Raw genomic sequence first — 13,151 nt, forward strand, 5'->3', positions numbered from 1 at the left:
ACGCTGCCACTAGCGCGAGACATGCGTGGACAGCGGCGGGTAGGCGCGCTAAAACGGTGGCTTGTCCGGTACAGGAGTCCACCGATGCGCGTCATGACCACTGTTCTCTTCATCGCCCTGGGTACTGGCGCCAGCTCATTGATGGCGGTGACTCCAGCGGCTCACGCCCATCCACCACCTGTCGAGGTTGCGCTGGCGCCACAGATCAACGCCGCGGACTTCGCGCAGTTCGACAAGACGCTCAGCTCGGATGCATTCGGCGGACGCAAGCCCGGCACGATCGGCGCGCAGCGCACCACCGACTGGCTGGTCGAGCAGTTCAAGCGCATGGGCTTGCAACCAGGCAACCACGGCTCCTGGTATCAGGCGGTGCCTGCCGACTCCACCTAGCTACTGAATACCGATGTGACGCTGGACATCACGGCGCACGGCAAGCCGGCGAAGTTCGCCTACCACACCGACATGATGGCCGAGACGCTGCAGGCGAAGCCCCAGGTCGATCTGAAGAACTCGCCCGTGGTGTTCCTGGGCTATGGCGTCGATGCGCCGAACTGGCACTGGAACGATTACCGGGGCGTCGACGTGAAGGGCAAGACGGTGATCGTGCTGGTCAACGATCCGGGCTTTGCCACCGGCGATCCGAAACTGTTCAACGGCCGCGCAATGACCTACTACGGCCGCTGGACCTACAAGTATGCAGAGGCGGCACTGAAGGGCGCGGCTGCGTGCTTCATCGTGCATACCAGCGATGCGGCGGCGGGTTATCCGTTCAGCGTGCTGCAGAACAGCGGCAGCGGCCCGCAGTTGAGCCTGCCGGCCAGCGTCGATCCGTCGCCGCGCCTGCCGGTGGCCGGCTGGCTGACCCGCGATGCCGCCACGCGACTGTTCGCCGATGCCGGCCTCGACTTCGGCCAGCTGGAAAAGGCCGCGGCGAAACCAGGCTTCAAGCCGGTGCCGCTCGATGCCACCGCCTCGATCAGCCTGCGCAACAAGATCGGCCACCTCGAATCGAAGAATGTGGTGGCGATGGTCAAGGGCAGCACGAAGCCCGACGAGGCGGTGATCTTTACCGCGCACTGGGACCATCTGGGCACCGATCCCACGCGCAAGGGACATCAGGTCTTCAGCGGCGCAATCGACAACGGTACCGGCCTGACCATGTTGCTGGAACTGGCCGATGCATTCGCCCACCAGCAGACACTGCCACCGCGCAGCGTATTGTTCTTCATGCCGACGATGGAGGAGTCGGGTCTGCTCGGTTCGCAGTATTACGCGGCCAAGCCGGTGTTCCCGCTGGACAGGACGGTGGCCGATATCGCGGTCGATGCATTGCCGATCATCGGCCGTGCCCATGACATGACGGTGATCGGCAAGGGCCAGTCGCAACTGGAGGACATGCTGGCCGATGTACTGAAGGCGCAGGGTCGGGTGATCTCGCCGGAAACCACGCCGGAGAACGGCTTCTACTTCCGCTCCGATCATTTCAACTTCGCCAAGGCCGGTGTGCCGGCGATGCTGGCCAGCTCGGGTCTCGACCTGCTCGATGGCGGCAAGGCAGCGGGGCAGAAGGCGGCGGATGACTATACAGCGCACCGCTATCACACGCCGAACGACGTGTTCAATCCGCACTGGGATTACTCCGGCATTCTCGAGGACACCCAGGCACTGTACGAACTGGGCCAGCGGTTGAGCCAGCCCGGCGTGTGGCCGACGTGGTATCCCGACAGCCCGTTCCGCGCCAGGCGCGAGGCGATGATGCCGCACGACAAATCCGGCGCCGACGCGACGAAATGAGGGATGCGCCGGTTGCCGTGCCGGCGCCCACATTCCCGCAGTAACTAAGGGCCCGCTCAGCGCGAGCGGGCCTGCTCCAGCCGACTCAGCAAGGTGAGGCAGGCTTCGTCGATGACGCGCTTCTGCATCGCCTTGTTCGGTGCAGGTTGCCACCCGATCACCGAATGCCAGTAGACGCCTGACTTCAGCATCGCCACAAACAGGTCGGCGATCGCGCGCGGATCGAGCTTGCCCAGCTTGCCGGCCTTGCCCGCTTCGCCGAACCAGCGGAACAGGCCGTTCTCCTTTTCGCCGAACTGCGCCATCAGGCTCAGGCTGCGCTCTTCCGAGCGCATGCACTCGACCATGAGCACGCGGCTCAGCCGCACGAAGTCGGGATCGCAGATCAACTGCATTTCCTGTTCGGCGATCTCGCGCAGCTGTTCGGCGAAGTCGCGCTTTTTGTCGTAGTGCAGCTTGCCGAGCGGATCGACCCGCTCGATCAGCAGCGTCAGTACAGCCTCGAACACCGCTTCCTTGGACGGAAAGTGCTTGTACAGCGTGCGCTTGGAGACTTCGGCACGGCCGGCGATGGATTCCATGCTGGCTCCGGCCAGCCCATGTTCGGCGAGTTCGGCGATGCCGGCGTCGAGCATGGCGTTGCGCTTGTTGAGGCTGCGGTTCAAAGGCGGCTTCCTGGAAAGTATACGGAGTAGTTTACTTTCTATATGGGGCGGCATAAAGTATACGACATCGTTTACTTTCTGACGGAGTGTCCCGTGATGGCAACTGGTCTTATGACAGCCGGTCTTATCATCGTTGCGGTGCTTGGCCTTGCGCTTGCGGTCTGGCGCACGATGGCACGCCGAACACCTGGTGACGCCAGCTACGCCGGTTCCATCGCCTGGCGCGCCGGCCGTTTTCGCAACGTGGCCGACACCCGCGCCGGCAGCCTGCCTGCGGTGATGCGCGAGTTCTGGGCGAATCGCGGCATCCGGCGCAAGCCACGCAATTCGCTGCCGGTGACGCCGGTGCGCGCGGACGTGTTGAACGGTCCGGCGTCGCAGGCACTGCGGGTAACCTGGCTCGGCCACTCCGCCACCTTGATCGAGATCGACGGCCTGCGACTGCTCACCGATCCGGTGCTGGGCGAGCGCGCTTCGCCGCTGCCGTTCGCCGGGCCGAAGCGTTTCACGCCGCCGGCGCTGACCGTGGCGCAGCTTCCGCGGATCGACGCCGTACTGCTGTCGCACGATCATTTCGATCACCTGGATCGCGACACCATCCGCGCGCTGGCCGGCAAGGTCGGCCGCTTCTACACGCCGCTCGGCGTGGGGCGGCGCCTGATCGCCTGGGGCATCGAAGCCGAACGTGTGATCGAACTGGACTGGTGGCAGGAAGCGACATTCGGTCCGCTCACCTTCGCGGCTACGCCGGCACAGCACTTTTCCGGCCGCGGCCTGCGCGATGGCAACTCGACACTGTGGGCATCCTGGACCGTGCTCGGCACGCGTGAGCGGCTGTTCTTCAGCGGCGATACCGGCATGCACGCAGGTTTTGCCGAGATCGGCGAACGCTACGGGCCGTTCGACCTCACCCTGATCGAATGCGGCGCGTACAACGAGTTGTGGCCGGACGTGCACATGCAGCCGGAGCAGTCGATCGCCGCACATCAACTGGTGCGCGGCCGCACGATGATGCCGGTGCATTGGGGCACGTTCGACCTGGCCATGCACCGCTGGGACGAGCCGGCCGAGCGTGTCCGCGCGCTGGCGGCGGAGCAGTGCGTGCAGCTGGTGCAGCCGCGTCCGGGCGAAACCGTGCGACCCGATTCCGTTCTGCAAGCGCCGTGGTGGCGAGCCTTCGAAACCGATATGGCTTTCAACCATGCAACCCATATCGCGCAGGAACATGGCGCATGAGCACCTGGACTACTCGCGACATGCTCTCCCAGCGAGGCAAGCTCGCCGTGGTCACCGCTGCCAACAGTGGTCTCGGCCACGAAACCGCACTCGCGCTGGCGCAGGCCCGCGACGCGGTGGTGGCGCAACTGACCAGTGCGGCGTTCAAGGCGGTGTGATCGAGCGAACGCCGATGCAAACAGATGCGCGTGGCATCCGTTTGCACGGAGAAACGGCAACTCATGCGCCTGCCGGTTCAGGCGCCCCCGAGTGGTGTGGTCAGCTGCAAGCCCTGGTTGATCTGGTAGAGACCGCCATCCGGCACCGCATCCGCCGCTCCGGTCAGCAGTTTTTTCTTTTCGACCCATGGCACCAGCCGGCGCGGTCCCGGCACATAAGCCTGCCACTTGCCGTATGGCACATCTTCACGGGCGCCGCGTGGACGCATGTCGAAATTGACCGGCACCTTTGCCACCCAGTAATCGTCAGCAACATGCTTGCCGGTGGTAGGGGTATGGAAAGTCCACTCGCTGGCCGCTGCGAGTGCCGCTCTGGCGAGATCGTCGCGGAATAACTGCATGTCGCGACCGCTGGCGTAGACCGTCAGGTTGACCTGCTCGGCCGCGGCATCCTCGACCCGGCCATCACGTCCGACACGCAGCAGCAGATAGACCGTGCCGGAGACTTTCGAGTGCACGGCGCGTGCGGGATAACGGGGTTGCAGCCTGGTCTTGAAGCTGACGTTTTCGCCGGGAACCTTGTCGTCCTGGCCAAACTGCGCGGCCGAGATGCTGATCGCATCATGGGTATCGTCGATGCGCTTGGCGAGGAGACGCAAACTCATCTTTGCTTTCGTCGCGGCGACCTGCGGGCTATCGAACCGGAACTTCCAGTTGGGCACGTTTTGCTGAATGAGCTGGACGACGGTGGGAGGAAGCTGGTCGGCATGATCGAGGGCATAGCCCTGGACGCCGCCGTCCGGCATGACGTCAATCGATCCGGTGACCAGCATGCTCGCCTCGGTCTGCTTGCGGACTTCCGCCGGACTTTCGGCCCAGGCCGCGCATGCCATCAAGACGCAGAACAGCCCCATCAACCCTCGTTTCATCCGTGTGCTTCCCTGGGTACTTCGACCAAGTCTAGCGATCCTGGCCAGGGATCGCACCAGGCGAAGAGCGCCGCCGGATGCAGCGACTCGGTAAGGTGGAGTCATCGGTTTCTGCACATTGTCCGCGCTACAGTAGCGGCACCGACACGCAGCTTGCGCGGAGGTCGATGTGATGGCGCGTGGGTTATGCCTGGTCTGGATCGTGGTGCTTGGCATGGTGCCGATGGCGTCGGCGGCCGTGCAGGTCGCCGTTGCCGATCGTACGGTGGGCGCCGGGATGGTGGCGCAGATCACCCTGGAGGGGCCGATAGGCCCGGCTGCGGCGGAATACTTCGATGATGCCTCTAAGCATGCGGTAGCCGACGGTGCGGTGGCGATCGTGCTGCGGCTGGACACGCCCGGCGGGTTATCCGATTCGATGCGGCAGATCATCGCCAGCATGCTGGAATGCCGATTGCCCGTGCTGGTGTATGTCGCGCCGGGCGGTGCGCGGGCCGCATCGGCGGGTACCTACATCCTGTATGCAGGGCAGATTGCCGCGATGGCTCCGGCCACGCACCTCGGCGCGGCGACGCCGGTGCAACTGGGCGGCGACACGCCGATGCCGGTGCCGAAGGCCGACGGCAAACCTGCCATGGCGGGCTCCGTCCGCGAAAAGCCAGCCGATGCCGACGATGCCGAGTCACACAAGGTATTGAACGATGCGATTGCCTATATCCGTTCACTGGCCCAGTTGCGTGGACGCAACGTCGCATGGGCCGAGCAGGCGGTGCGCGGCGCGGACACGCTGACCGCCAGCGAAGCGGCGCAGCAGCACGTGATCGATTTTGTCGCAACGGACGTTGCCGACCTGCTGGCCAAGGCGGACGGCCGACAGGTGCAGGTGGGCGATCGCAGTGTCACCTTGCGGCTCAAGGATGCGTCCGTGCGCGACTACGCACCGGATGCGCGCACGCGTTTCCTGGCGATCATCACCAACCCCACCATCGCCTACCTGCTGTTGCTGGCCGGCATTTTCGGACTGCTGCTGGAAGCGCTGCATCCGGGCGCATTGCTGCCGGGCATTGCCGGCGGCATCTGCCTGCTGGTCGGCCTGTATGCGTTGCAATTGCTGCCGGTGAATTACGCCGGACTGGCGTTGATGGCACTCGGCATCGGCCTGCTGGTGGCCGAGGCGGTCAATCCCAGCGTGGGTGCGTTCGGTGCCGGCGGACTGGTCTCGTTCGTGGTCGGTTCGGTGATGCTGATGCACACCGGCGTGCCCGGCTACGGCGTCAATCTTGGCGTGATTGCCGGCATCGCGGTGGCTGCGGCCGCGTTGCTGGGGCTGATCGTCTGGCTGGTCTTCCGTTCGCGCCGTGCGCGCCAGGTCACCGGCGACGCGGAGATGTTCACCGACATCGGCAGACTGCTGGAGCCGGTGCGTGCCGGTGGCGAGGCATGGATGATGGTGCGCGGTGAACGCTGGCGCGTGCGCTGCGACACTGCGCTGCCGGCGGGGGCAGCGGTTCGCATCGTGCGGCGGCAGGGACTGTTGCTGTGGGTCGAGCCAGTGTGATGCACAGCTCCTGCAAAACGTGTCGGGCGACAGCTCCACGAAACCATCCACGGGAGACATGGCGATGTTCGGATTCATCGGTGTAGTGATCATTCTTGGCGTGCTGCTGCTGTTCTCCGCCGTCAAGATCCTGCCGGAGTATCAGCGTGGCGTGATCCTGACGCTGGGCCGCTACACCGGCACCAGGGGGCCCGGCCTGGTGCTGCTGATTCCCGCGGTACAGCGCATGACCCGGGTCGACCTGCGGGTGACCGTGATGGACGTGCCGCCGCAGGACGTGATCTCGCGCGACAACGTGTCGGTGCGCGTCAATGCGGTGGTGTACTTCCGCGTGGTGGAACCCGACAAATCCGTCTTGCAGGTGGAGAATTTCCTGCAGGCCACCAGCCAGCTGGCGCAGACGCGATTGCGCTCGGTGCTCGGCCAGCATGAGCTGGACGAGATCCTGTCGCAGCGCGACTCGATCAACCACACTTTGCAGACGATCCTGGACGAGGCGACCGATCCGTGGGGCATCAAGATCGCCAACGTCGAGATCAAGGATGTCGACCTCAACGAGACGATGGTGCGCGCGATCGCCCGCCAGGCCGAGGCCGAGCGCGAGCGCCGTGCCAAGGTGATCCATGCGGAAGGCGAGATGCAGGCCGCCGAGAAGCTGCGCGATGCTGCCGCGATGCTGTCGCAGCAGCCACAGGCACTGCAGCTGCGCTACCTGCAGACGCTGGCCGACATGTCCAATAGCGGCAAGTCCTCGACCATCGTGTTTCCGCTGCCGCTGGATCTGATCCGGCCGTTGCTGGAGGCGCTGCCGCCCAGGCCGGATTCCGCAAGGCCGGTCTGATCCGGCGGGTTGCCGGCGGAGCGTGCCCGCTCACGCGTATCGCAAGGGGTGACGAACGGCATGCAGGCGTAGTCGGATTTGGGAGCACAATCGCGCGCACCATTCCCCAACCCATGGAGTTCGTCATGCGTCCGACTGTGCTCGCCCTGCTGATTGCTCTCACGCTTCCTGCGGCAGTTCTGTCCAAGGTCCCATCCCATCCGGCAGTTGCGACGCCGGCCTATGTCACGGCTGCGGTCAGCGATCCCGCGCGCCAGGCCGATACGGAAAATGATGCCCGTCGCAAGATCGCCGAGGTGATGACATTTGCCGAGGTCAAGCCGGGCCAGAAAGTGCTGGAGCTGATCCCCGGCAGCGGCTATTTCACCCGGGTGTTCAGTGCCATCGTCGGGCCCACGGGCCATGTGTTCACGGTGTGGCCGAACGAGTACGCGAAAGAAGCCGAATCGGATGTGGCCAATCTGCGCAAGCTAGCCACCGAGCCGCATTACGCGAACGTCAGTGTGCTGACCCAGCCGGCCAATCAACTGAGCTCGCCCGAGCCGGTCGACGTGGTGTTCACCTCGCAGAACTACCACGACTATCCCGACCAGTTCATGGGCAAGGTCGATCCCTCGGTGCTCAACAAACAGGTGTTCGCCGCGCTGAAGCCCGGTGGCCTGTGGGTGATCATCGACCACGTGGCACCGGCCGGGTCGGGCCTGCAGGACACCGATACGCTTCACCGGATCGATCCGGCCATCGTGAAGCAAGAGGTGGAGGCTGCCGGCTTCGTCTTCGACGGCGAGAGCAGCGCGCTGCGCAACCCGGATGACCCGCACACCATCAAGGTGTTCGACAAGTCGATCCGCGGCAAGACCGATCAGTTCATGTACCGCTTCCGCAAACCGGCGCACTGAGCATCGGGCTTTGCCTGATCGTGCGGCCATGCCTCGGTGGATGGCCGCACGGGCTTCTCAGTGCTTCGACGACGTCGCATCCAGCCGGTCGAAGTTCACGATCGCGTTGAACACCAGCGGATAGCTGCCGATGGTTTCACCACGCCAGATCGGGTTGCCGGCAAACAGCAGCACGTGGCCCTTGCCGTAGCGGGCATCGACCACGGCGGCGCGCTCGGCCATCTCGTCACCGCCGTCGAGCAGGCCGGCGATCAGCAGGTGGCTGGCATCGGCGTAATGCAGGATCACCTGCGGGCGCTGATCGGCCGGAATCACCCACGGGTTGTTGCGCATCTGCTCGGCATTCAGCGGCAGCGCCTGCCAGGGCTTGACGTCGGGCAGGGCGGGTGGCTCGACCGAAGCGCGACCTTCGGGTGTGTCGGTGTCATGCGGGCCACCGCGTCCGGTCGGGCGCTGGAAGTCTTTCGCGGTGGGCAGGCCATTGTCACCGGTGACCAGATTGGACACCGTGAAAGACTGGCCCAGCGCGCTGTACAGCGCCAGGTCGTCCTTGGTGTAAGTCGCGGCGATCGGATTCTTGCGGTCGACGAAGTTCGCCTGCAGCACGCTGCCGACGACCTTGAGGTTGTGCGTGGGCGTGACGAACACACCCGGTGCCAGGCCGGTGTCGATTGCGAACTTCGCGGTGTCCTCGGCGGTGATCAGCAGGCCACCGGAGCGCACGAACTGCTTGAGGTTGGCGAGGCCGCTTGAGCCCAGTCCGGGACGGATGTCATCGGTGCTGTCGATGTGGCCGATGTTCGGTGTCAGCCTGGTGGTCTTCCACGGCATCGGGCTGCCCCACATCGGCAAGCCGTCGACGATCTGCTGTGCACTGACGCCTCCGATCGGGCCGAACAGGATCACGTCGTACCTGGCGCGCAGATCGCTGGTCCTTGCCACATCCTGCGTGCTGACGTAGCTGTATGGCACGTGCAGTTTGTCGAGCGCCATGCGCCACCAGCCCTCGGTCTGGGTGTCCAGCCAGGTGTGCATCAACGCGATGCGCGGCAGCTTTCCGTTCGGTATGTCGATCGCGGCAAGACCCTGCGGCACCGTGACAGGCTGGCTGACCACGTCCATCGGCGCCTTGAGGATGGCGTTGTCAGTGACGCGCACCACCTGTACGTCGAACAGGTCGCCCATCGACCAGGCGGTATCGTCATAGGGGTGCTGCTGCGGATCCTTCGGCGACCAGTACTGGCGATCCAGCAAGGTGTCGGCGATGCGCGAATACGGCTGGTCCATGCGCACCACGTAGCTGCCGGCGGCGAAGGTGCGCGACGTAGCCTTGGCGTCCTTGCCGTCGTCGCCCTTGGCCTTCGGCAAGGTCACCGTGGCGGGTGCGGTGAGGCGACTCACTTCCGCATGCTGCAACTGCATGATACGCAGCAGTTGCGCCTGTGAGCCGGTGCGCTTGTCATCGGCAGGGAATACGTAAGCGGCGGGGCCCGCTTCCTGCGGCTTCTCGATCGAGCGTTTGCTCTTGAGATAGAAGTTCTTCAGGAACAGCTGGCTGTTGTCGGAAAAATAGTTCAGCGCGGTGAGCAGGCCGGTCTGCTCGTAATTGTTGTTGTCGCGCTGCGACCAGGTGACCACCGGCCACGGCGGATTCGGCTTGTACCAGGTGCGCTGGTAGTCGGCCGGATCGAGCGTGCGCTTGACCGTATCGGCGCCGTCATTGCCGAAGGTTTCATACAACCGGCTGACGCCGTTGTGCATGGCCGCGATGAACATCAGATAGCCCGGACTCCAGGTGTCGAAGTCGCCATGGGTGAACACACCGGGCATGCCGAACTTGGTCAGCTGCTGCACGTTGTCCCAGCCCAGCTGTTGCCACTCACCGGTGAGGATAGGGTCGATCCACGCGTTGTACGGGCCGTCCCCCACCGTGTTGTCGTACAGGAACGGCACCGACTCATGCAGGTCGTGCAGCACCTGCGCATGCCAGCCGATATAGGTGTCCGCCACGTTGCGGGTGAGGTTGAGCGTCATGCCCATCGCGTCGCGGTTGTTGTCGTGCGCGACGTAGTGGCCCCAGTACATCAGCGGCGGATAGTTCTGGCCCGGATGCGCCAGATGCCAGTTGTACAGGTCGACCATGCGGTCGCGACCGTCGACTTCGACCACCGGCGTGATCAGCGTGATGACATGCGAGCGGATGTGCTGGATGTATGGCGCGTTGTCCACCGCAAGGCGATACGCCAGCTCCATCAGCGCGGTCGGCGCGCCGGTCTCGGTGGAGTGGATGGTGCCGGTGATGTAGTAGACCGGCGTGGATTGCGCGATCAGCTGGTCGGCGGTGGCATCGTCCATGTTGATGCTGCGCGGATCGCCCAGTTTGGCCAGGCGTGCCTTGTTCGCATCCAGATCAGCCAGCAGGCTTTCATCGGCGATCGCCACCGCGATCATCTCGCGGCCTTCCTCGGTCTTGCCGATGGTGAACACCTTCACCCGCGGACTGGCGGCGGCCAATGCACGGAAGTAGCGGTAGACGTCGGCCGAGTAGGGCAGGTAATTCGGTGCGCCGGAAATATGGCCGAGCACCTTCTCCGGCGTCGGCACGCTGGCCGAGGCGGGCAGGTAATCGGTCAGCGGGGAGTTGAACGAGGGGTCGGTGGTGAATTTCAGGATCTGGTCGGTATAGCCCTGGTCGATCGGCTGGTTCGGGTCGCGTGCGTAGTTCATCGACCCATTCGACATTGCCGCATCGGGACTGGTGGCTGCCCAGGCGCATAGGGTGCCGAGCGCCAGCAGGGCGGTCAGTGAAAGCCGGATGGACACGCGCATGATGTGGATCCCCTGGATCGCATGGCAACAGATCACCGCACTCTGCCAGAACCTGAGTGCTCGCGCGTAGCCCATCAGTTGGGTGGCCTCATGGGCATGTCGGCCATGTCACCTGTTTTCGCCGAGTGCGGCATGTTGCTGCGGCGCGCCTGCTGTTGCAGGCACACTCCTGCCGGAACATGGCCGGAGTGCACCTGCAGAGGATCAATGCATGGCCGTGCTGCCGCTGCTACCAGTCGGGCTGGCCGTTGTCGCGCCGGGACCGATGCTGGAGCCGACGAACTGCACCAGCGTCGTATACAACTCGGTCAAGTTGGCTTCACTGTAGAAGCCATGCATCTCGCCAGGTTTTTCCATCCACACATGGGCGATGTTGCGCTTCAGCAAGGCCATGTGCAGATTGCTGCCCTGGATCGATGGCACGCGCCGATCTTCGCCACCCACGACCAGCATGACCCTGGCCTTGAGGCGGTCGAGCTGGTTGATCGGCGATCGTTGCGCCAACACGTTCATGTCATTGCCGAGGACGCGCCGGAGATAATTCTCGCCGGAAGTGGACTGCGGGATATCGCCACGGCTGTACATCAGCGCCAGATCGTAGACGCCGACATAGCCGATCGCGCATTTGTACAGGTCGGGCTCCTTCACCGCGCCCTCGAGCGCTGCATAGCCGCCGTAGCTGCCGCCAAAGATGCAGATGCGCTGTGGATCGGCGATGCCCTGCGCGATCGCCCAATGGGTAGCGTCGGTGACGTCGTCCTGCATCTTGCCGCCCCATTCACCCCAGCCGGCATGCTCGAAGTTGTAGCCATAGCCGCCGGAGCCGCGATAGTTCACCTGCAACACGGCGTAGCCGCGGGTCGCCAGCACCTGCACATAGGGATCGAAATCCCAGCTGTCGCTTATGCCGTAAGGACCGCCGTGGACGAACACTACCATCGGCAGGTGCTTTGCACTCTCCCTGCCCGGCGGAAAGCTGATATAGCCATGCAGGTCCAGGCCATCGCGCGCGGCAAACTCGAACGGCTGCTTGCCTGCCATCTGCTCCGGATTGATCCACGATGCACGCGCCAGCAAGCCAGTCAGTTTCTTCGCGCTGCGGTCGTAAAGGTAGAACGTGCCGGGGTCGGCATCGGCCTCGGCCAGCACGACACTGAGGCTGCCATCGCGGGTGCCGGAAACGAACCGGACACTTTCGCCGGGCAGCTGTTTCATCAGCGCGACCAGGGTATTCGCGTCTGCCGACTGGCTATTGAAAAACGACAGACCCGGACGGCCATCCATGAAGCTGATCCCGATGACATCGTCGTCGGTCATGCCGTAGACGAAGCCATCCGGCATGACTTTCGGATTGCTCCAGACCGTTGTCCAGGTGTTCTTCGATGGATCCCAGTTGCATATGCCGAATCCGCCGACGGCGCCGCAGGAGAAATAGACCATGCTGTCGTCGCGACTAAAGGCCCACGGGTAGGCACGCTCATCGTCGGGTTTGGAGACCAACTCCCAGCCGTCGCCATTGAGCGGATGCGAGTACACCTTCACGTTGCCGTTGACGTCTTCACCGTAGGCAAATCGAATGCGCCCCTGGTGATCGGCAACGAATCGCACGTTGCGCATAGGCGCGGTGACGATGCGCGCCAGGTTGCCGTCGCGTACGTCCATGCGGTACGCAATCGGCAGGAACCCTTCCTTGCCCGCTGCATCCCATGTGCTGATCGCGACCAGTACATGATTGGGGTCATCCGGAATCGAGGCGATGAACTCGCCGACCCCGCGATCGGCAACGGCCTGCTGGATGTGGGAGCCGGTACTCATGCCACCGTTGCGGTAGCCGTACAGCAATTTCGGGTTGCCGCCATCGCCATCGACCCCGAACAGTTCGCCGGTGGCCAATGGCGAGTCGTAGCCGCCCTGGTGTTCACCTACCGTGTAAATCACGCGCGTGGGCGAAGCCCACCAGAAATTGATGACATCGTTCCCTTCACGCGGACTGACGACATTGCCCTTCTTGTCGGCGAGATGGATCAACGCCAGTACGGTCTGGCCTTTGACGATCGCAGTTGCCGCCAGGTACTTCCCGTCGGGGGAAATCTTGACGTCCCTGTATTGGTCATGGCGCGCAAGATCGGCCAACGGGACTGATTGTGCATGCAGAACGGTCATGCACAGCAACAAAAACGCCACGATCCAGCGTCGCAAATCCATCATCTGATTCCCCTGTCATAACGCACGGCCGCACCTT

11 protein-coding genes are annotated in these 13,151 nt (G+C 64.0%); 7 read left to right on the forward strand and 4 right to left on the reverse strand.

What is annotated here, in order from left to right; genetic code table 11:
- Nucleotides 1–93 precede the first annotated feature (93 nt).
- Together ACYVKM_RS07100 and ACYVKM_RS07105 are read left to right on the forward strand one after the other, a co-directional pair.
- Complete coding sequence (locus tag ACYVKM_RS07100) at nt 94–390, forward strand: hypothetical protein (protein ID WP_460876913.1); 297 nt, start codon at nt 94–96, stop codon at nt 388–390.
- A 15-nt stretch (nt 391–405) separates the two neighbouring features.
- Entirely contained in the window at nt 406–1,794 is a 1,389-nt protein-coding gene (locus ACYVKM_RS07105) for a M28 family metallopeptidase (RefSeq protein WP_460876914.1), read from the forward strand.
- A gap of 56 nt (nt 1,795–1,850) precedes the next feature.
- Here ACYVKM_RS07105 and ACYVKM_RS07110 read toward each other — a convergent pair whose 3' ends face one another.
- Complete coding sequence (locus tag ACYVKM_RS07110) at nt 1,851–2,459, reverse strand: TetR/AcrR family transcriptional regulator (RefSeq protein WP_460876915.1); 609 nt, start codon at nt 2,457–2,459, stop codon at nt 1,851–1,853.
- 171 nt (nt 2,460–2,630) lie between these two features.
- On the opposite strand from ACYVKM_RS07110, the gene ACYVKM_RS07115 reads away from it, so the two are divergent.
- Nucleotides 2,631–3,695, forward strand: a complete 1,065-nt coding sequence (locus tag ACYVKM_RS07115) for an MBL fold metallo-hydrolase (RefSeq protein WP_460877796.1) — start codon at nt 2,631–2,633, stop codon at nt 3,693–3,695.
- Entirely contained in the window at nt 3,692–3,853 is a 162-nt protein-coding gene (locus tag ACYVKM_RS07120) for a hypothetical protein (RefSeq protein ID WP_460876916.1), read from the forward strand. The genes ACYVKM_RS07115 and ACYVKM_RS07120 overlap by 4 nt, the downstream gene beginning before the upstream one ends.
- Before the next feature lie 77 nt (nt 3,854–3,930).
- Here the strand turns inward: ACYVKM_RS07120 and ACYVKM_RS07125 are convergent, their stop codons facing one another.
- Nucleotides 3,931–4,767, reverse strand: coding sequence for an energy transducer TonB (locus ACYVKM_RS07125; RefSeq protein WP_460876917.1), 837 nt, complete (start codon nt 4,765–4,767; stop codon nt 3,931–3,933).
- Between the two features lie 187 nt (nt 4,768–4,954).
- On the opposite strand from ACYVKM_RS07125, the gene ACYVKM_RS07130 reads away from it, so the two are divergent.
- The 3 genes from ACYVKM_RS07130 to ACYVKM_RS07140 all read left to right on the forward strand — a co-directional run bounded on the left by ACYVKM_RS07130 (nt 4,955) and on the right by ACYVKM_RS07140 (nt 8,080).
- Nucleotides 4,955–6,340, forward strand: coding sequence for an NfeD family protein (locus ACYVKM_RS07130; protein WP_460876918.1), 1,386 nt, complete (start codon nt 4,955–4,957; stop codon nt 6,338–6,340).
- A gap of 64 nt (nt 6,341–6,404) precedes the next feature.
- Nucleotides 6,405–7,181 (forward strand): slipin family protein, encoded by a 777-nt coding sequence (locus ACYVKM_RS07135; RefSeq protein ID WP_460876919.1) that lies wholly within the window; start codon nt 6,405–6,407, stop codon nt 7,179–7,181.
- 125 nt (nt 7,182–7,306) lie between these two features.
- Complete coding sequence (locus ACYVKM_RS07140) at nt 7,307–8,080, forward strand: class I SAM-dependent methyltransferase (protein WP_460876920.1); 774 nt, start codon at nt 7,307–7,309, stop codon at nt 8,078–8,080.
- Nucleotides 8,081–8,137: 57 nt separating this feature from the next.
- Here ACYVKM_RS07140 and ACYVKM_RS07145 read toward each other — a convergent pair whose 3' ends face one another.
- Nucleotides 8,138–10,909, reverse strand: a complete 2,772-nt coding sequence (locus tag ACYVKM_RS07145) for a M14 family zinc carboxypeptidase (RefSeq protein WP_460876921.1) — start codon at nt 10,907–10,909, stop codon at nt 8,138–8,140.
- A 204-nt stretch (nt 10,910–11,113) separates the two neighbouring features.
- The gene (locus ACYVKM_RS07150; RefSeq protein ID WP_460876922.1) at nt 11,114–13,114 is read right to left on the reverse strand and encodes a S9 family peptidase; all 2,001 of its coding nucleotides are present in this window, start codon (nt 13,112–13,114) and stop codon (nt 11,114–11,116) included.
- Nucleotides 13,115–13,151 lie beyond the last annotated feature (37 nt).

Source organism: Rhodanobacter koreensis (assembly GCF_054782855.1).

What these genes read in the sequence shown, in the direction of transcription:
- ACYVKM_RS07115 (WP_460877796.1), top strand. Translation starts at nt 2,631, where the DNA reads ATGGCACGCCGAACACCTGGTGACGCCAGCTACGCCGGTTCCATCGCC.
- ACYVKM_RS07100 (WP_460876913.1), top strand. Translation starts at nt 94, where the DNA reads ATGACCACTGTTCTCTTCATCGCCCTGGGTACTGGCGCCAGCTCATTG.
- ACYVKM_RS07135 (WP_460876919.1), top strand. Translation starts at nt 6,405, where the DNA reads ATGTTCGGATTCATCGGTGTAGTGATCATTCTTGGCGTGCTGCTGCTG.
- ACYVKM_RS07140 (WP_460876920.1), top strand. Translation starts at nt 7,307, where the DNA reads ATGCGTCCGACTGTGCTCGCCCTGCTGATTGCTCTCACGCTTCCTGCG.
- ACYVKM_RS07150 (WP_460876922.1), bottom strand. Translation starts at nt 13,114, where the DNA reads ATGGATTTGCGACGCTGGATCGTGGCGTTTTTGTTGCTGTGCATGACC.
- ACYVKM_RS07125 (WP_460876917.1), bottom strand. Translation starts at nt 4,767, where the DNA reads ATGGGGCTGTTCTGCGTCTTGATGGCATGCGCGGCCTGGGCCGAAAGT.
- ACYVKM_RS07145 (WP_460876921.1), bottom strand. Translation starts at nt 10,909, where the DNA reads ATGCGCGTGTCCATCCGGCTTTCACTGACCGCCCTGCTGGCGCTCGGC.
- ACYVKM_RS07120 (WP_460876916.1), top strand. Translation starts at nt 3,692, where the DNA reads ATGAGCACCTGGACTACTCGCGACATGCTCTCCCAGCGAGGCAAGCTC.
- ACYVKM_RS07130 (WP_460876918.1), top strand. Translation starts at nt 4,955, where the DNA reads ATGGCGCGTGGGTTATGCCTGGTCTGGATCGTGGTGCTTGGCATGGTG.